Origin of the sequence: Streptomyces sp. NPDC001502, from assembly GCF_042894785.1 — a bacterium.
In the GTDB taxonomy this organism is placed as follows: Bacteria; Actinomycetota; Actinomycetes; order Streptomycetales; family Streptomycetaceae; genus Streptomyces; species Streptomyces kutzneri.
Genome location: NZ_JBIAVW010000030.1, coordinates 1 through 19,223, shown reverse-complemented (window position 1 = coordinate 19,223; position 19,223 = coordinate 1). Strand labels below are relative to the sequence as shown.

Below are 19,223 nucleotides of genomic sequence, written 5' to 3'. Positions count from 1 at the left end.
GAACGCGCCGGCCCTCTAAAGCCTCCGGGACCACCCACCTGACCTTCCCCGAGGCCTTCGGTCTGCGCGGTATCGACATCGACGACGTACGCACGTCTCCTGCCGACCACTCCGCGTGAAAGAGCTGACCACTCATGGCGAACACCCGCTCCCTCTCCTCCGCCGCCACCGCTGCGACCTCTCCCCTGACCTATCCGCCCAGTCCGCGCCACCGGCTCCGTTCCGTTGACCGAGACGAAGTGGCCCGGGCCGTGGACTTCCTGCCGCCGGGGGCCACCTGGCTGCCCGCGCCCCAGCACACCCTGCCGGCGCTGCCGGGCCAGCCGCCGATGATCGGCTACCTGGTCCTCGTACCGGCCGACCAGCAGCCTCCGATCGCCTTCGCCCCGCAGGCCGTGGCCACCGCCGTGCAGCCGGCGCCCGCCGCCCCCGCTCCGGCCGGTCCGGGTGACGGCCTGGTCCGGATCGACTCGGCGCAGCGCACCGCCGAGGTCGACGGCCAGGTGCTCGACCTGACGTACCTGGAGTTCGAGCTGCTGGCCCACCTGGTGCAGCACCCGCACCGGGTGCACAGCCGGGACCAGCTGGTCACCACGGTCTGGGGGTACGGGCACGTCGGCGACGGCCGGACCGTGGACGTCCACATCGCCCGTCTGCGCCGCAAGCTGGGCGCCTCCCACCGCGCCGCGATCCAGACGGTGCGCCGGGTCGGCTACAAGTACGCCCCCTGAGCGGCCGGTTGACCTGACGACGGTGGGCCCGTACTCCCCTGGGGAGTACGGGCCCACCTCGTTCGTGACGGCCGTACGGCCGTGCGGCCTTGTGGCTACGCGGCCTTGGCCCGGCGGCCCGCGACGAAGCCCAGCAGGACGTCGACCGCGAGGAAGACGACCAGGCTGATCCCGAGCAGCGGGACGAACCAGCCGATCACGGCGGTCACCGCGGCAAGCGGCAGCAGCAGGGTCACGGGGAGCTTGCGCCAGGCACCGCGCGGCTGGGCGCGGCCGACGGACAGTTTGCGGTCCTTCGTCGGCCGGCGCAGCCACCACATGCGGTAGCCCCAGAAGACGAGGAACATCACGGCGACGGCGAGCGCGGCCAGCGCGATCTGGTTGGCGAGTCCGAAGGTCGTACCCATGTGCAGGTCGATGCCGAAGCGGGTCATCTGGGCGAGGACCGGGTAGTCGGCGAAGCGCAGTTCGTCCATGACGCGGGCGTCCGCGGGGTCGACGGCGACCGAGTCCAGGTGCACCGGCACCAGCTTGTCCTGCTCCTTGATGACGTAGCCCTTGCCCTTGGCGGGCAGGGTCACGCGGAGCGCCTCGGTGACGCCCGCGGCCCGGGCGGCGTCCACGGCCTTGTCGATGCCGACGTCGGTGGTGGGCGCCGGCGGCGGGGCCATCTGCGTGCCGTCGGGCATGGTGTGCCCGGCGTGCTCGTCGGAGCCGGCGTCCGCCCCGGCGCTGAGCTGCGCGGAGACGGCGGGGGTGGCCCCGCCGAGGCTGTCCTGAAGCTGCCCGATGTTCTCGCCGGCGTACTTCGACCAGGTCAGGCCGGTGGCGGAGAGTACGACGAGTCCGGCGACGGCCCACAGGCCGACGGCTCCGTGCCAGGACAGGGTGCGGCGGCGGCCGGTGGCCTTGCGGTCCGGGAGGACCAGCTGCGACCTGCGCTTGCGGCGGCGGCCGAGCCACAGGGCGAGGCCGCCGAGGGCGACCACCCACATCCAGCTCGCGGCGAGCTCGCTGTAGTTCCGGCCGAACTCACCGAGCTGGAGGCTGGAGTGGAACTCGCTCAGCCAGGCCCGCAGCGGCAGCGCGTCACCGACGGTGGCGAGCTGCCCGCGCACCTCGGCCGTATACGGGTCGACGAAGACGGTGAGGGTCTCGCCCTCGGGGAGGCCCGGGCTCTCCATGATCACCCGGGTGGTGGCCTCGGTGTCGGGGGCGGGCCAGACGGACACGACCGCACCCTCGGGGGCGGCGTCCATGGCCGCGTCGACCTGGGCGCTGAGCGGCAGGGCGCTCTCGCCGACGCGGGCGACGGTCAGCTCGTCGGAGTAGATGATCTTCTCGGCCTGCCAGGAGGCGGCGTAGAGCAGCCCGGTGGCGGCGGCGAGGAAGATGAGCGGGGCGACGAGCAGCCCCGCGTAGAAGTGCATGCGCAGGAGCAGCGGCCGTACGGCGGCCCAGCTGCCGCCGCTCTTCTTGGCCGTGTCGGCCGGTTCGGCGTCCGGGGTGCGGACGTCTTGAGCCTCGTCAAGAGACATGGGGATCCTAGGTGTTGGCGAAGACATGGGGAGCAGGCCCCAGGTCTCGCCGCTTCGCCGGGTCAGGCGTGGGCGGGCCGGCCGGGGGCCGTGGAGCGCGGGAGCGGAGCGGGTCCGGGCGGCCCGCGGCGCACCACGGCGTGGGCGTGCACGGCTCCGCGCAGGCGGCGCGGCCGTTCGTACGGGGCGGGGAAGACGGGCGGAGCCGGCAGGGCGGCCACCCGTGCCCGGACGAGGGCGAGCGCGCGGGCGAGCGGGCGGGCCGCGTGCAGCGCGGCGGTGGCCAGGACGCGGGCCAGCCGGAAGACGGCGGCCTCGCCGCGCGCGAGCCAGGCGGCGCAGAGCAGTCCGGCGAGCAGGTGGGCGGCGATCATCGCGGCGCCGCCGTGACCGGCCATGCCCGCGATGTCGGCCATGTCGGCCATGCCCGTGGTGCCCGCCATCCCTGCGGTGCCCGCCATGTGGGCCATGTCGGTCATGTCCGGGGCTTCGGCGGCCATCGCGCCCGCGTCCGCGGCCGGCACGGGGTGATGGCCGTGCATCGGGGCGGGCGCGGCGAACGGCTTGGCGGTCGTGCTCCCCGAGAAGACCAGGTGGAGCACGCCCTGCACGGAGAGCACCGCGGCGGTGATGCCCACGGGGCCCCGCCGCCGCCCGGCGGCGAGCCATGCGAACCCGCAGGTCACCCCGAAAGCACCCAGAAGGCGGAAGAAGGGGATATCCGTTCCGGACATGTACGAATGCCCTATCGCGCCCAGGGCGACGCACATCGCCGCGAATATTGCGGCTCGCGTGGCGCGCATCGGCGCGAATGATTCGAACATGGCCGGGACATGTTCGCACGGGGTGCCTCGGTTCCCGCCAGAGGCTTATCCGATCATGAGTAGATGAATCCAATTCCGTGGGGAGCGGTGTACGCCGGCGGGGTGCAGTTCGGGGCCTACGCCCTGGAGCGCGCCGGGGCGGCCGAGCGGGAGCGGCTGCTCCGGGACTGCTCGACGAATGTCGACAATCTCGCCGCCGGACGCTGGGAGACGCTGCTGAGCAGCGCTCTCGTCGTCGAGGAGCCCATGCCCCTGCCGTACGCGCTCCTGCTGGTCGCGGTCCTCGGGTACGCCGAGTACGCGTACGGCGCGTGGTGGACGGCCGCGGTGTTCCTGTTCGGGCACGCCGCGGCGACCCTCCTCGTCTACGGCGCCCTGCGCGGGAGGGCCGATCCGCGGACCCGGCGCGCGGTGGACGTGGGGACGAGCTACGGGTTCAACGCCGTGCTCGGCTCGCTGACCTCGGCCCTGCCGCGCGGGGCGGTCCGTACGGCCGCGCGGGTGGGGCTGCTGGCGCTCGCGGCGGCGCCGGTGGTCCGGCGCGGGCGGACCTTCACGGACGCCGGGCACCTGGCCGCGCTCGGGGTGGGCATCGGGGTCTCGCTGGCCTTCGATTGCCTTTCCGGGGCGAAACATCAGAAAATTACATGAACCACACCCAGCAGGAGCTGCCACGATGACCGCCACCCCGTCCACCACCGTCGCCAACCTCCGCGACCTCGGCGGCACCCCGCTCCCCGGCGGCCGCACCGTCCGCCCCGGCCTGGTCCTGCGCTCCGGCCAGCTCGACCGGCTCGACCTCGACGCCGACCCGGTGGTGGCGGGGCTGGGCCTGCGTACCGTCATCGACTTCCGCACCGCCGCCGAGCGCGCCGACCACCCCGACCGGATACCCGCCGGGGCCCGGGTCCTGGTCGGCGACGTCCTCGCCGACAAGCTGAGCTCCGCGCAGGTGCCCGCCGCGCAGCTGAAGGACCTGCTGTCCGACCCGGCCGTGGCCGAGAGGCACCTGGGCGGCGGGCGGGTGCAGGCACTGTTCGCCGACACCTACCGGTCCTTCGTGAACTCCGGCTCCGCGCAGGCCGCGTACCGGATGCTGCTCACCGAGGCCGCCGACGCCGGCTCGGGCCCCCTGCTGTTCCACTGCACGGCCGGCAAGGACCGGACCGGCTGGGGCGCGACGGTCATCCTGGCGCTGCTGGGCGCGGACGACGAGACGCTGATGGCCGAATACCTGTCGGTCAACCCGGCGGTCAAGCAAGCCTTCGCCCCGATGATCGAGGGCTTCACGGCGGCCGGCGGCGACCCGGACATCGCGCTCGCGCTGATCGGCGTCTTCCCCTCCTACCTGCGGGCGGCGCTGGACGAGGTCGAGACGCGGTACGGCTCCATGGAGAAGTACGTGCGTGAGGGGCTCGGTGTCGCCGACGAGACGGTCGAGGCGCTGCGCGCCCGTCTGGTGGTCTGACCCCGCGCCCTGCCCCGCACCCGACCCCGGCCCCGGGGCCCGACCCCGACCCCGACCCCGGCCCGGAGGCCGGGACCGGTGACCATCCGACGATTCGCTCGTTCTGCTGAACGTGACTGCGCCGGATACCGCCACCCGCCCCGTGCCTCCCGTGTCTCCCGTGCCGCCGGACGTCGAGCAGGCCGAGGCCGCCATCGTCGAGCACTACCCCCGGCTGGTGCGGCTCGCCTATCTGGTGCTGCCGCCCGCCCTCGGCCGCAACCGGCGGGTGCTCACCGCCCACTCGCTGGTCCAGCGGGCGCTGCCGCGCGGGCGGCGGGACTCGGCGGCGGCCGCGGCCGCCGTGCGGGGCGGGGTTCCGGGCCAGCGGGGCGGGGCGGAGGACTCCGGGTACGCGTACGTCCGGCTGCGCGTGCTGCGCGCCGCCCTGGAGGCGGGGATCCCGCTGACCTTCCGGGCGCTGCCGCGGCGCGCACAGCTCCCGCCGCTGCTTCCCCAGGTGTGGGGGCTGCGGCTGTTCCCCCGTTCGGGCGGGGCCGAGGAGCTCGCCCTCGACCAGTGGCTGGCCACCCTCGACGGACCGGGCCGGGCCGCCTGCGTGCTGCGGGCGCTGGAACGGCTGTCCGAGCCGGAGGTGCTCCGGGTGCTCGACGAGGCAGGGGTCCCGGATCCGGCCGCCGCGGTCGCGGAGTCCGGGGATCCGGCGAACGACGCCCTGTTCGCCTCCCCCGAGTTCGACCCGTGCGTGCTCCAGGCCCGGCCGACCGACCTGCTGCGGCGGCGCCGTCTCGGGCGGGCCGCGCTGGCCGCCGGGGCCGCCCTCGCCGTGTGCGGGGCGCTGCTCGCGCTGCCCGGCGGGGGCTGGGGCTCCGACGGGGCCGCCGCACCGCTGTACGCGCGCAACGCCGCGGCCGAGCAGGCCCTGGATCCCGCGAAGCTGGTGCGGGCCGCGCCAGCCCTCTGGCGTACGTCGTCGCGTACGGACTTCTCCACCTGGCCCGCCCGCGGCGACCGGGCCGGCGATACGGAACTGCTGCGCCGGGCGCTGGCCGTGTGGGCCCGGCCCGGTCCCTCGGTGGTCACCTCGGCCACTGCGGGAACGCCGGCCGGGCCGCCGATGGGGCCGGCGCAGCTGCTGTTCGCGGGCGCCGTGGACCAGGCCGTCGTGGTCCTGATGTACGACGGCCTGCGCGTGGTCCGCTACGCCGAGCCGCGGACCGGGACCGCGGGCGCCGCCCTCGACTTCGCCCGGACCGACGGCGCCTCGGCGGAGACCGCCACCGCGCTGGTCCTCAGCCGGGTCGACGGCAACGTCCGCTATCTGACGGCGCCGTGGGTCACCGGTACGGCCCTGCGGGACCTGCTCAAGCCCGCCGCGCCCGTGGTGGCGCTGAAACCGTCCCCGGACGGGGTGACCCCGCCGGTGGCGGGCCCGGCCCCGGCGGGCAGCTGTACGAGCTGGAACGCGCTGGCCCTGACGGGCGACGGCGCCACCCGGCTGATCACCGACCTCGGTGAACTGACCCCGGCCCGGCTGACGTCGGGTGCGCCGGGTGCCGAGCGCGATGTGACGGAGGCCGCGGAGCTCGGGGACTGGTCGAGGATCGCCTGTCTGCTGCCGGCGGTCCGCTCGCACGGGGTCCGTACGGTCAACGCGTGGACGTACGCGAAGCAGCCGCTGCCGGAGGGCGACGGGACGGCGGCCTGGCTCTGCACGCGGGCCGAGACCTGGCAGGGGGCGGCCGACCGGGTGCAGGCGCAGTTCCTGGCCCCGGGTGCCCCGATGGCGGCGCAGGCGGCCCGCTCGGAAGGGTCGGCGGCCTGCGGGCCGCGGGAGCCGCGGGTGCTGGCGGGCGTGCTGTGGAAGTCGCGGGCCGGCCAGTGGTACGTGCTGGCGGCGGGCAGTGCGCAGTTCGCCTCGCTGTCGGTGTCGGGCGGCGGGGTGAGCGGGTCGGCGAACGGCAACCGGCTGGCGGTGAAGGCGCCGGCGGGTGCGCAGGTGGATCTGTCGGGCAAGTTGACGGACGGGACGAAGGCGGGCGTACTCCGGTAGTCCCTCACGGGTGGGTGAAGCTTCAACCGTCAGGAACTGTGGGGTAGTTGGCGGGATCCGGACATGACGGTCGCCATGGACACATGGCATGATCGGATTCCGGTTACCACGCGGTAACCCCCAACACCCCTCCCCCACCTGAAGGTCACCCCACGTGCGCACGCTCACCCGACGCCTCCTCATACCCGGCCTGACCGCCCTCGCCCTCACCGCCACCGGCTGCGGCTCGACCCCTCACACCAGCGCCGCCGGACCGGCCGCCCCCGCCTCCGTCACCCCCTCGTCCGACGGCACGTCGCAGCAGCTCGACGTGGCCGCGGCCCCGCAGGGGACGCCCACGCCGGCGGCCGTGGCCCGGGCCGACGGGAAGGGCAAGACCGAGAAGTCCACGCTGAAGGTCGCCTCCTACGACCAGGCCAGCGGCCGGGCCGTCATCGCCAAGTCCGCACCGGATGCCGCCCGTTCGCCCTCGCCCGGCAAGCCGTCCGGCACGGGCAAGGCTCCTGAGAGCGGGAAGTCCCCCGAGGCCGGCAAGTCTCCCGAGGCCGACAAGCCCGTGGCGGTGGGCGATGTCATCGCCAGCGCACCGGCCCCCGGCGCCCCCGCGGGCCTGCTCGCCAAGGTCACCGAGGTCGTCGGCAAGACCGACAAGGGCACCGAGGTCAAGACCGCCTCCACCACGCTGGCCGCCGTCCTGGGTGACGACAAGGCCGACGGCAAGGTCGCCGTCGACCCGGCGGCGGTCACCGTCGAGCCCCTGACGAAGGGCGTCACCTTCTCCTGGGCCAAGGGCCCGGGCCTGACCTTCGGCCCCGAGGGAGCGAAGCTGCCGCTCGGCAACCTGCGGCTCGACGTCAACGCCTCGGTCGACACCGCCCCGGACGCCCCCGCCTCGGCCGGCGCCTCGGTCTCCGGCTTCGTCCAGCTCGCCCCGCAGGTCGAGTTCGCGTACGACGGCGCCGCCGGCGGCGCCCCCGGTCCGCACGGCGCCTTCCTCGGCATGAGCGGTGACTGGTCCTCGCAGTGGAAGCTCCAGGGCCGCGCCGCCGCGAGCACCGGAGCGCCCAAGCGGATCCCGTTCGCCAAGCTGCACAGCTCGCCCGTCATCCGGGTCGGCCCGGTGCCGGTCGTCGTCAACCTCGACCTGACCTGCTACATCCAGGTGGAGGCCGACGGCCGCGTGACCCTCGACGTCCAGCAGGACGTCAAGGGCGACTTCAAGGTCGGCGGCAGCTACGCCGCGGGCAAGGGCTGGACCCCGGTGAGCGCCTCGAACGTCAAGAGCACGCCGGTCAAGGCGAGCGTCACCGCCGCCGGCAAGGTCAAGGGCGCGATCGGCGCCGAGGCCTCGGTCGGGCTCTACGGCGCCGTCGGCGTCACCGCGGACTTCGCCCCGTACCTGCGTGGCGAGGGAGACATCAAGGCGGCCGCGTCCAGCGACGGCAAGACCTCCCTCGACGGCGCCTGGGCGCTGTACGGCGGCTTCGACCTGAGCGGAAACCTCCAGCTCCAGCTGTCGCTGTTCGGCACGCCCGTCTTCGAGCGCCGTATCCCGCTGGGCACCCTGAACCGCGAGTGGGCGCTCTCGACCGGCCACGTCGGGCGATAGCCCGCGCGCCCCGTTCGCACACCGACACACACTGCCCGGGCGTGGACGCGCCCGGGCAGTGGCATGTCGAGAAGTCCGCGCAGGGGGCTTCTCCTCCCACCTACCCATCAGTACATTGACGCCATGTCTAATACGCCGCTCGCGCCCGCCCCCGTGGCGTCGGAACACGTGGACCTGAGGCCCCGGAACGTGTCCTTCGGCTGGGAGGACACCCCGCTCCACTGGCTGCCCGGCGACCCCTTCGCCGGGCACATGATCAATGTGCTGCACCTCCTGCTCCCCGCCGGAGAGCGCTGGTTCGTACACGTCTACAAGCAGGTGCTCCCGTACATCGAGGACGAGCGGCTGCGGGCGGACGTCGTCGGCTTCATCGGCCAGGAGGCCATGCACGCCACCGCCCACGACGACGTGCTCCCCCACCTGAAGCGGCTCGGGCTGGACCCGACCCCCTACACCGCGCAGGTGGACTGGCTGTTCGAGAAGCTCCTCGGCGACCGGACCCTGCCGCCGGGCCGGGCCCGCCACTGGTGGCTGATGGAACGGGTCGCGATGATCGCGGCGATCGAGCACTACACGGCGTTCCTGGGCGACTGGGTGCTGAACGCCGACGCGCTGGACCGGCGGGGCGCCGACCCCACCATGCTGGACCTGCTGCGCTGGCACGGGGCGGAGGAGGTCGAGCACCGCTCGGTGGCCTTCGACCTCTTCATGCACGTCGACGGCAACTACCGCCGCCGGGCGCGGACCTGGGCGACCGCGTTCTCGGCCCTGGTGTTCCTGTGGCAGCGCGGGGTGCGCTTCTTCATGGAGAACGACCCGCACCTGGTGGACGGCAAGGCCTCCTTCGGGAAGTTCTTCGTGGCCGGGCAGCAAGGAGTGCTCCCTTCGACCGGAGCGATGCTGAAGTCCATCCCGAAGTACCTCTCCCGCACCTACCACCCCTCGCAGGAGGGCTCGACGGCCCAGGCGGTGGCCTATCTCGCCGCCTCCCCCGGCGCGAACGGCGGGGTGCGGGCATGAGGCGCGCCCTCACGGTCACGGCCGCCCTGGGCGCGGCCTGGGTGACCCGGCGCGCCCTGAAGCGCCGCATCGGCGGCTCCCCGCTGTGGCCGCTGCCGGCCCTGGAGACGCCGGTGTCGGGCCACTCCCCGCGCCGCGCGCTGCGGGCGCTGATCGTCTCCCGTACGGAGCCCGCGCAGGGCGTGCTGCGGCTGACCGTGGAGTCACCGGACCTGCCGGCGTGGACCCCGGGCGCGCACGTGGACGTCGCCCTGCCCTCGGGCCTGGTCCGCCAGTACTCGCTGTGCGGCGACCCGGCGGACGCCGGCCGGTACACGATCGCGATCCGGCTGATCGAGGACGGCCGGGGCGGCTCCCGCGAGGCACATGCGCAGCTGGTCGAGGGCGCCGAGCTGGAACTGCGCCCGCCGCGCAACCGCTTCGAGCTGGTCCCGGCGGCCTCGTACGTCTTCGTCGCGGGCGGCATCGGCATCACGCCCATCCTGCCGATGCTGCGGGCCGCCACGGCGGCGGGCGCCGACTGGACGCTCCTGTACGGGGGCCGCACCCTCGACTCGATGCCCTTCCTGGACGACCTCGCGCCCTACGGCGACCGGGTGTCGGTCCTCCCCGAGGACGAGACGGGCCTGCCCGACCTGGCCCCGGTGTCCGCGGCGGGGCCGGGCACCCTGGTCTACTGCTGCGGTCCGGATCCGCTGATGCGGGCCGTCACGGCGGCGGCCGCGGATCCGGCGGCGGTGCGTCTGGAGCGGTTCACCCCGGCGGAGGGCCCCGGTCCGGGGCGGGCCTTCACGGTCGAACTGCGCCGCTCGGGGCGGGTCGTCGAGGTGGCGGCGGACGAGAGCACGCTGGCCGCGGTGCGCCGGGAGCTGCCGGACACCCCGTACTCCTGCGAGCAGGGTTTCTGCGGGACCTGCCAACACCGGGTCCTGGCGGGCGGGGTGGATCACCGCGACGAGCTGCTCACGGACCAGGAGCGGGAGGACTCGATGCTGCTGTGCGTCTCCCGCGCGAAGGGGGACCGGCTGGTCCTGGACCTGTGAACGCTCCCCAGTAGGGTGTCCGCATGACAACCGGAGTGCGACGCAGGATGGGTGTCGAGGAGCGGCGGCAGCAGCTGATCGGGGTTGCCCTGGAGCTGTTCAGCCACCGCTCGCCCGACGATGTGTCGATCGACGAGATCGCGGCGGCCGCGGGGATATCCCGGCCGCTCGTCTACCACTACTTTCCGGGCAAGCTGAGCCTGTACGAGGCCGCGCTGCGGCGGGCGGCCGACGAGCTGGCGCTGCGGTTCGTGGAGCCCCGGGAGGGTCCGCTCGGAGCGCGCCTGCTGCGGGTGATGGGGCGGTTCTTCGATTTCGTCGACGACCACGGGCCGGGTTTCTCGGCGCTGATGCGCGGCGGTCCGGCCGTCGGCAGCAGCCGGACGAACGCGATGATCGACGAGGTCCGGCAGGCGGCGTACGAGCAGATCCTCACGCACCTGGGCATCGGGCTGGAGCGCACGCCCGCGCGCCTGGAGCTCGTGGTGCGGTCCTGGGTGTCGCTCGCCGAGTCCACCGCGCTGATCTGGCTGGACGGGCGCCGGATCCCGCGGGGCGAACTGGAACGGCAGCTGGTGCACGACTTCGCCGCGCTGGCCGCCGTGAGCGCCGCGTACGACGCGGAGATGGCGGGGATCCTCGTGGGGATCCTGGCCGGCGAGCCCGCCGACGGGCCCTTCGGGGAGCTGGTCGGGCGGCTCGGTGCGCTGGTGCCGGGCGGGGCGTCGGAGACCGTCCCGGGCTGAGGCCGGGTCAGGTGCCGAGCCGGGTGCCGGGCCGGGTGCTGAAGGCGGGCTGAATCCACGCCGGATCCGGGGTGTGACGGCCGCCCATGATCATCGATAATGCCCGCGTGATCATTGACGACGAGATCCTGTTCCGGCCTGCCGAGGAGAAGGACGCCGGCACGCTGGTGCAGCTGTACGACCAGGCTGCCCGGTGGATGCGCAAGCACGGGATCGATCAGTGGAAGCCCGGCGACAAGGACGCCGCACACTTCCGGTCGAAGATGCGCGAGGGAGAGGTCTGGCTCGCCGGCGACGCCGACGGGCGCGTGTGCGGGGCTTATGAGTTGTGGTGGTCCGACGAGGACGCCTGGGGGGTCCAGCCGCCCGTGGCCGGCTACGTGCACCGGCTGATGGTGGCGCGCGAGGTGGCCCCCGCGGGGGCCGGGCGGCGGCTGCTCGAACACGCCGAGCGCCGGACCGCCCGGACCGGTCGGGAACGGGCGCGGCTGGACTGCGTCTCCACCAACCCCCGGCTGCTCGCGTACTACCGGGGTGCGGGCTACCGGGTGGTCGGGGAGCTCCCCAACAAGGAGGGGAAGGACGGCAGGACCTACGGGGTGATCCTGCTGGAGAAGCGGCTGGACCGGCTCAGCGCCGTGTGAAGACCGAGACGGTGCGGGCGGGGACGGTGAACTCTCCTGTCTTCGCGTCGTACGCGGACTGCCTGACGGTGGCGTCGGAGCCCGCGGCCTGGACCGGGTGCAGCCGGTAGGCGGTGCCGGCGAGGGCGGGGACGCGCTGAGCCTGGCCGGTGGGGGCCGCGTTGAAGACGACCACCAGGTCGCCCAGGGTCATGGTGATCACGCTCGGGGTCTCGTCCTTGCCCGAGAGGGGGAAGGCCATCCGGGACTGGACCGCCTCGGTCGTGGTGAGGGCGAAGTCGGGCTCGGTGGTGCGGATCCTCAGCAGGTCGCGGTAGGCGGCCGCGGTGGCGCCGATGTCGGTGCAGGTGGGGGCCGGTCCCGCGAGCAGCGGCTTCGCGTACGGCCACTTCGGGGCGTTGTCGGCGGCCGGGGGCAGACCGCGGCCGAAGCCGTTGCCGTCCCGGCAGTCCCAGTGGATGGCGTTGAACCAGTCGCCGCTGTCGTAGGAGTTGCGGTCCAGGGACTTGGAGCGCAGCAGGTCGGTGCCCGCCTGGGAGAGGGCCGGGCCCTGCGAGAGGGTGGCCGTGGCCATGGCCAGGACCTGCATGCGGGCCTTGTCCGCGTTGCTCGTGGCCGGCGGGAGCTTGTAGGTCAGGGCGTCGGCGAGGGATTCGTTGTCGTGGGCGTCGGCGTAGGCGAGGGCATCGCCCGGGGCGGCCGCGTAGCCGGCCGGGGCGCCGTTGTAGTCCAGCTCGGAGCCCTTGATGCGACGGCCGGTGGTGTCGGTGAAGGCGTACGAGGCGAGGTTGCCGGAGAGCCCGACCTTGATCAGGTCCTGGGCGTGCAGGAGGCGGGCCTTCTGCTGCTCGGCGGTGCCGTTCGCGGGCGAGGCGTTCGGGGCGGTGAACAGACCGGACGCGAAGCCCTGGACGCGCGGGTCCTCGTCGAAGGGACCGCCGCCGCGGACGGCGTCACGGGCCCGGTCGGAGAAGGTGGCGATGCCGGTCCCGGCCATGTTCTTCTGCGTGGCCTGGACGAAGCGGGCGTCGTCGGCGATCTCGCCGAAGTTCCAGCCCTCCCCGTAGAGGACGATCTTCTTGCCGTCGACGCCGTCCTTGGCGACGGTCAGGGCGTCGAGGGCCGTGCGGACGGCCAGGATGTTGGCCTTCGGGTGGTGGCCCATCAGGTCGAAGCGGAAGCCGTCGACCTTGTACTCCTTCGCCCAGGTGACGATCGAGTCGACGACCAGGCGCCCCATCATGGCGTTCTCGGGGGCGGTGTTGGCGCAGCAGGTGGAGGTGGCGACGGAGCCGTCCGCCAGCAGGCGCTGGTAGTAGCCGGGGACGACGCGGTCGAGGACGGACTTGTCCGACTGGCCCGCGGCGACGGTGTGGTTGTAGACGACGTCCATCACCGTGCGCAGCCCGGACCCGTTGAGGGACTGGACCATCCTGCGGAACTCGACGGTGCGTGCCGTGCCGTTCGGGTCGCTGGCGTAGCTGCCCTCGGGGACGGTGTAGTGCAGCGGGTCGTAGCCCCAGTTGTACGCGTCCTTCGCGGCCGCGGCGGCCACGCAGGCCTGCTGTTCCTGCGAGTCCGGCGCGTACACCTTGAGGTCGCAGGCGGGCTCGGTGCGGTCGGCGGCCTTCTCCGGGATGGTGCCGATGTCGAAGGCCGGCAGGAGGTGGACGTACGAGGTTCCGGCGGCGGCCAGGTCGCGCAGGTGCCGCATGCCCGCCGAGGCGGTGTCGGTGAAGGCCAGGTACTGGCCGGGGTGGGTGGTGGTGCGGTCCGCGACGGAGAAGTCGCGGATGTGCAGCTCCTGGATCTGCGCGGAGGCGAAGGGGACGGGCGCGGGCTTGCGCAGGGTCTTCCAGCCGGGCGGGGCGAGCTTCGGGTCGGCCAGGTCCACGACCAGGCTGTGGACGGAGTCCGCGGTGAGGGCGGTGGAGTAGGGGTCGGTGACGAGGTTGCGGACCACCTGGCGGGTGCTCGGGGCCCAGACGCTCACGTCGTAGCGGTAGGGCTTGCCGGTCCAGGAGCGTTCGCCGCGCACCGACCAGACGCCGGTGGCGTCGTCGCGGCGCATGGCGACCGTGCGGCCGTCGAGTTCGAGGGAGACCTGCTGGGCGGTGGGGGCCCAGACGGAGAGGGTGGGGCGGCCGTCCTTGAAGACGGGGCCGAGGGAGGCGGTGGTGGCGTACAGGTCGTCGAGGACGCCGGCGAGCTGGACGCCGGTGGCGGCGAGGACCGCGCCGTTGGCGGCGCGGGCGCTCGCGACGAGCTGGCCGCGCAGGGCCTCGCGGACCCGGTCGCGGTCGCGCGGGTCGACGGTGTAGGCGCCGTACGTGGCGAGGTGCGGGAACTTCTGCTTCTGGGCGGCGGTGAGCTCGGCCTTGTCGAGCCGCAGCCACTGGGCGCGGCCGGTCAGGGTGCCGTTCTCGGCCTTGACGGCGCCTTCGCGCGAGGCGAGGAGCTGCACGGAGGCGGCTGCGGCGGGGGCGTTCCAGGCGAGGGTGTCGCGGTCGATCCAGACGGCCTGGGACTTGGTGAGGTCCAGGGCGGCGGCGGAGCCGGCGGGCTGCGGGAGGAGGTACTGCTCCTGGCCGCCCAGCATCCACACCTCGGGGCCGGTGGACTTCAGGTCCAGGGACCGGTCGGTGGGGAGGTCCTTCTCGTCGCCCTTGTGGAGGATGTAGCTGAGGCTGGTGGCGCCGGGCGCGAGCGGGACCTCGTAGACCGCGCCGTAGGAGTCGGTGCGGGTGGGGAGGAGGGGCTTGGACCAGTCGGTGGGGTTCGCGGCTCCGGTCCAGACGTGCAGGCCCCAGCCGTCGTAGGCGCGGTCGGCGCGCTGGTAGTGCAGGACGGCCTTGTTCTGGTCCTGCGGCGGGTAGGCGGGGCGGTCGGTGCGGGCGGGCTCCTTGCCCTGCTCCAGCCAGATCTCGCCGGTCTTCGTCACGTCGATGGTGCGGTCGGCGGCGACGTCCTTGTTGCCGTCCTTGTCGATGACGAGGTAGCCGACGGAGGAGGCGCCGGGCTTGAGCTTGACGTACGCGAAGGCGCCGTAGGCGTCGCGGCCGGTGAAGTCGTGGCCAGCGGGCCAGGGCGTGGCTTCGCCGTCGGCGAGGTCGCCCCAGGCGTAGAGCCGCCAGTCGGTGTAGTCGCCGTCGGGGCGGTTGTAGTGGACGACCGCGTAGTCCCGCTGGGTGGCGGTGGGGATCTCGGTGGGCGGGGCCTGGCCGGTGGCGGAGGCGGCGAGGGCGCTCGCGGTGCGGCCGGCGGAGTCGACGACGACGGCCTTGTAGCGCAGGGCGGTGCCGGCCGGGGTCTTGGCGTCGAGGTGCTGGGTGACCTTGTAGGGGGCGTGGTCGGCGGTGCCGAGGACCTGCCACTTCTCGTTGCCGGTCTGGGCGGCGAAGACGACGCGGCTGAGGCCGCCGCCGCTGATGTCGGCGGAGAGCTCGACGGTGCCGGTGGCGCCGGGGGCCGGGGCCTTCAGGGTCAGGGTGGGCTTGACGGCCGGCTTGGCGGCGGGCGTCACGGCCTGCAGGACCACGGAGCCGAGGGCGGGGACGGGGACGGTGAGCTTGCCGGCCGCCGAGGCGCGGATCAGCGCGGTGCCGCCGTACAGGGTGCGGTACTGGGAGCCGGCCGGGGCGTCGATCTCGACGGTGCGGGACGCGGCGCCGTTGTTGGCGGCGACCAGGTACTCGGTGCGGGTCTTGGTGTCGGTGCGGGCGAAAGCGTAGACGGAGCCGTCGGTGAAACGTTCACTCTGGACGCCGTCGCGGAGGGCCGGGTGCGCCTTCGTCAGCTTCGAGAGAGCACTGATCTGCTGATAGAGCGGGTGTCCCGGATCGTAAGCATCGCTCGCGTGTGTGCGCACCGTTGCGAGCTGGTCGTCGTCCAGGTAGTCGGCGACCTGCGTGGCGAACAGCGGCTGCCGGGCGTCCTTGTCGCCTCCGGCACCCGTGAAGCCCTGCTCGTCACCGGAGTAGATCACCGGGTTGCCCCGGGAGAAGAACATCAGCTCGTTGGCCAGCCGGTAGCGGTCCAGCAGCTCCTGCTCCCCGGCGCCCGGCCGGTCCTGCTTCAGGAAGCTGGCGAACCGGCCCATGTCGTGGTTGCCGAGGAAGGTCACCTGCTCGTAGGCGTTGGCCCGGCCGGAGGTGTACCGGTAGTCGTCGCCGAGGACGGAGGCCAGCCGGCCGGCCGCCGCGCCCTGGGAGGCGTACGCGCGGATCGCGTCCTGGAGCGGGAAGTCGAGGGTGGCATCCAGCTTCCCGCGGGTCACGTACGGGGAGGTGACGGCGGTGTCGGCGGAGTAGACCTCGCCGAACATGAAGAAGTCGTCACGGCCGCGCTTCGCGGCGTAGGTGTCGAGGGCGGTGGCCCACTGCGTCCAGAACTCGGTGTTGACGTGCTTGACCGTGTCGATCCGGAAGCCGTCGATGTCGAAGTCCCGCACCCACTTCTCGTAGATCTTCTCCATCCCGCCGACGACCTCGGGACGCTCGGTCCACAGGTCGTCGAGGCCGAAGAAGTCGCCCTGACCGGAGGACTCGCCCGCGAAGGTGGAGTCCCCGCGGTTGTGGTACATCGTCGGGTCGTTGAGCCAGCCCGGCACCTTGAGGTTCTTCTTCGCGTCGGGCACGAAGGGCGTCCTCGGGAAGGACGTGCCGTCCGCCTTCGGGAACTTCGTCTTCCCGTCGGCGTAATCGGCATCGTCAAAGGGCACGCCGTCCTTGGTCAGATAGGGGAACGCCCCCTTCGACAGGTACGAGTACGACGCCTCCCGGTAGTCCACGACATCGGCGGTGTGGTTGGTGATGACGTCGAAGAAGACCTTCATCCCCTTCCCGTGCGCCTTGTCGATCAGCCGCTCCAGGTCGGCGTTGGTCCCGAAGTGCGGGTCGACCTGCGTGAAGTCGGTGATCCAGTAACCGTGGTAGCCGGCGGAGACATCGGCCCCCTTGCCCTGCACCGGCTGGTTCTTGAAGATCGGCGCCAGCCAGATGGCCGTGGTGCCGAGCCCCTTGATGTAGTCGAGCCGGTCGGTGAGCCCCTTGAGGTCACCGCCCTGGTAGAAGCCCTTGTCGGTGGGGTCCAGGCCGGTCTCCAGGCGCGAGCCGGTCAGACCGCCCCGGTCGTTGCGCGGGTCGCCGTTCGCGAACCGGTCCGGGAGCACGAAGTAGAACTGCTCCCGGGTCAGGTCGTGGCGGGCCGGTTCGGCGGCCAGTTTCGCGTCCGAGGGCGGCGCGGGCGGCGGCCCGCTCGTCGCGGCCGCGGCGGGGAGGGCGGGCAGGAACGTCACGGCCAGGGCGGCGGCGAGCACTCCTGCGGCAGGGCGTATCAAGGCAGGTCTCCTTGTGTACGTGTCGCATGGATGAGGACCGCCCGGCCTGGCGGGGAGGATGGTGCCGGGCGGCCCTGGTCTGTGGAGCGGCGGCTCAGCTGCGCCAGGTGTCGGCCAGCGTGACCTTGCCGCTCGCGGGGACGGTGGCGGTGCGGTTGGCTCCGCTCTCCCAGGTGACGTTCCCGCCGGCGTCCTTGCGGAGGTACTTGTACGAGAACGCGGTCCCGGCCGGGAGCGTCACGTCGAGCTTCCAGACCGGGTACGCGGCCGGGTCGAGCTTCAGCGCACCGCCGGTGTTCCAGCTGCCGAGCTCGGCGCGGTCACCGGTGACGTAGACGTTCTGCCCGGGAACGGTGGTGGCGCTGACGCCGAAGGAGGCCCCGGCGGAGCCCGCCGGGGTGCCGGAGCAGGTACGGGCCCCGGCGTGCAGGGCGAGAGCCGTCCCGGCGGCGACGGTGGCGGTGAACTGCCCGCCCGAGCCGACGGTGACCGTCCGCCCGCTCTGCACGTCGCAGTAGTCGCCGCCCGGCAGCGAGGTCTGGAAGGTCCGGGTCAGGGCGGAACCCTCGTGGTTGATCACCACGTACGCCTTGGTGCCGCGCCCGAAGGCGATCTGGTCACCGCCGTTGTCCCACCAGTTGCCGACGGCCTGGCCGCGGGCGGCGTTGCGGAAGCCGACCATGGAGGAGATCTCCCGCCAGGCGTGCTGGCACTTCCAGCCGTCGGCGTAACAGGCGCTCACCGCGCCCCCGTTGGGCGGACCGGCGTCCTTGTCGGTCCACTCGTAGCCGGAGTGCACGTCGGGCGAGCCGTACGGCCAGGCCAGCGCGAAGACGCTGGCCAGCGTGTAGGCGGACCCGTCCTTGTAGCTGAGGGTGTCGCCGCCCCGCTCGGTGTCGTGGTTGTCGACGAAGACGCCGGCCTGCCCGCTGGGCATGTACCCCCAGGCCTCGCCGAAGTTCTTCAGGTAGGCGAGGTTCTCGTTCTGGAAGACCCGCTTGAGGTCCCGGGCGTACCGGAACTCCTGCACGTCCCCGTTCCCCAGGTACTCGCTCGGCGAGACGGCCTCCCCGGCCCCGTATATCGCCTCCTGCTTCCAGTACACGCCGGGGTTGGTGAGCCGGGACTTGATGTTGGCGAGGTCGGCGGCGGGCATGTGCTTGGCGGCGTCGATCCGGAGGCCGTCCACGCCCAGCGACAGCAGGTCGTTCAGATACCCGGCGATGCGCCCGCGCACGTAGTCCTCACCGGTGTCCAGGTCGGCGAGCTGCACGAGCTCGCAGTTCTGGACGTTGCCCCGGTCCTGGTAGTTCGAGATCGAGGACCGGCAGTCGTCCATGTCGGCGCCGGAGAAGAGGCCCGGATAGCTGTACTTCGTGTACGAAGTACCGCCGGTGCCCGTGAAGGTGGCGCCGGCGTCGGCCGGTCCGGCCATGTGGTTGATGACGGAGTCGGCGACGACCTTGACGCCCGCGGCGTGGCAGGTGTCGACCATGGCCTTGAAGGCGGCCCGGTCCCCGAGCCGCCCGGCGATCTTGTAGCTGACGGGCTGGTACGAGGTCCACCACTGCCCGCCCTGCACATGCTCCTGCGGCGGCGACACCTGCACGTACCCGTACCCGGCGGGCCCGAGGGAATCGGTGCAGGCCTTGGCGACGGAGTCGAAGCGCCACTCGAACAGGACGGCGGTGACGTCCTTCCCACCGGGCGGCGCGGCGGCGGCCTGCGGCCCGAGGCCCGTAAGGGTGGCCGCGGCAAGTGCGGTGGTGGCGCAAAAGGTTGCAGCTCTGACGGCTCTGGCAGGCATGCGGGGGGCCTCCTGGCGGAAGAGGTGGGGATTGGAGCGACCGTAGGGGCCAGGTAGGAGCCCTGCAAGAGTTTGCGCAAGAGATTGCAGAATTGTTTCCGAGGCGTGTCCTGCTGGACAGCGCCCCTGGACTCCAGCCCCGCCAGAGCGAGTTCACCCCGGGGGGCACGTCCGCGACACACCCCTCCTCGCCGGTACGGGCACTGCCGGACGACCCGGTTCTCCCCGGCGCCGAGAACGTCATGCCCCGCGTAGCGGGCGGCACAGCGGCCGGCCAGATCCTCGACTCCAGCGGGGGGTTTCGGGGGTCGGGATCTGCTCGATCGGTATCAGGGATGGGTATGGGGGTTTCCCGTCAGTCCCATCGTCCCTCCGTGTCGGGCCGGTCCCTCAAGGGCGCTC

13 protein-coding genes are annotated in these 19,223 nt (G+C 72.9%); 9 read left to right on the top strand and 4 right to left on the bottom strand.

What is annotated here, in order from left to right:
- Positions 1-134: 134 nt before the first annotated feature.
- On the top strand, positions 135-731 hold the full coding sequence (locus ACFY0D_RS35480; protein WP_390802035.1) for a winged helix-turn-helix domain-containing protein: 597 nt from the start codon (positions 135-137) through the stop codon (positions 729-731).
- Between the two features lie 95 nt (positions 732-826).
- On the opposite strand, the gene ACFY0D_RS35475 is transcribed toward ACFY0D_RS35480, so the two are convergent.
- Together ACFY0D_RS35475 and ACFY0D_RS35470 are read right to left on the bottom strand one after the other, a co-directional pair.
- Complete coding sequence (locus ACFY0D_RS35475; RefSeq protein ID WP_390802034.1) at positions 827-2,269, bottom strand: PepSY-associated TM helix domain-containing protein; 1,443 nt, start codon at positions 2,267-2,269, stop codon at positions 827-829.
- A 62-nt stretch (positions 2,270-2,331) separates the two neighbouring features.
- Positions 2,332-3,072, bottom strand: a complete 741-nt coding sequence (locus ACFY0D_RS35470; RefSeq protein WP_390802033.1) for a hypothetical protein — start codon at positions 3,070-3,072, stop codon at positions 2,332-2,334.
- A gap of 84 nt (positions 3,073-3,156) precedes the next feature.
- On the opposite strand from ACFY0D_RS35470, the gene ACFY0D_RS35465 reads away from it, so the two are divergent.
- From ACFY0D_RS35465 to ACFY0D_RS35430, 8 genes are all read left to right on the top strand, one after another.
- A complete protein-coding gene (locus tag ACFY0D_RS35465; protein ID WP_351155722.1) occupies positions 3,157-3,744 on the top strand; it encodes a rhomboid-like protein in 588 nt (195 codons plus the stop codon).
- Positions 3,745-3,769: 25 nt separating this feature from the next.
- Positions 3,770-4,561 carry a tyrosine-protein phosphatase gene (locus tag ACFY0D_RS35460; RefSeq protein ID WP_390802032.1) on the top strand — a complete coding sequence of 264 codons (792 nt, stop codon included), beginning with the start codon at positions 3,770-3,772 and terminating at the stop codon, positions 4,559-4,561.
- 112 nt (positions 4,562-4,673) lie between these two features.
- Entirely contained in the window at positions 4,674-6,614 is a 1,941-nt protein-coding gene (locus ACFY0D_RS35455) for a hypothetical protein (RefSeq protein WP_390802031.1), read from the top strand.
- Between the two features lie 154 nt (positions 6,615-6,768).
- Entirely contained in the window at positions 6,769-8,223 is a 1,455-nt protein-coding gene (locus ACFY0D_RS35450; RefSeq protein WP_390802030.1) for a hypothetical protein, read from the top strand.
- Between the two features lie 123 nt (positions 8,224-8,346).
- Positions 8,347-9,243: a metal-dependent hydrolase gene (locus tag ACFY0D_RS35445; protein ID WP_030732264.1), complete on the top strand. Its 897-nt coding sequence runs from the start codon at positions 8,347-8,349 to the stop codon at positions 9,241-9,243.
- Positions 9,240-10,286: a PDR/VanB family oxidoreductase gene (locus ACFY0D_RS35440; RefSeq protein WP_390802029.1), complete on the top strand. Its 1,047-nt coding sequence runs from the start codon at positions 9,240-9,242 to the stop codon at positions 10,284-10,286. The genes ACFY0D_RS35445 and ACFY0D_RS35440 overlap by 4 nt, the downstream gene beginning before the upstream one ends.
- A gap of 23 nt (positions 10,287-10,309) precedes the next feature.
- Positions 10,310-11,032, top strand: a complete 723-nt coding sequence (locus ACFY0D_RS35435; protein WP_390802028.1) for a TetR/AcrR family transcriptional regulator — start codon at positions 10,310-10,312, stop codon at positions 11,030-11,032.
- Positions 11,033-11,139: 107 nt separating this feature from the next.
- Positions 11,140-11,676, top strand: a complete 537-nt coding sequence (locus ACFY0D_RS35430; protein ID WP_382548733.1) for a GNAT family N-acetyltransferase — start codon at positions 11,140-11,142, stop codon at positions 11,674-11,676.
- Here ACFY0D_RS35430 and pulA read toward each other — a convergent pair.
- Entirely contained in the window at positions 11,663-17,014 is a 5,352-nt protein-coding gene (gene pulA / locus ACFY0D_RS35425; RefSeq protein ID WP_390802027.1) for a pullulanase-type alpha-1,6-glucosidase, read from the bottom strand. The two genes, ACFY0D_RS35430 and pulA, sit on opposite strands and share 14 nt — an antisense overlap.
- Before the next feature lie 94 nt (positions 17,015-17,108).
- Complete coding sequence (locus ACFY0D_RS35420; RefSeq protein ID WP_390802026.1) at positions 17,109-18,821, bottom strand: carbohydrate-binding module family 20 domain-containing protein; 1,713 nt, start codon at positions 18,819-18,821, stop codon at positions 17,109-17,111.
- Positions 18,822-19,223 lie beyond the last annotated feature (402 nt).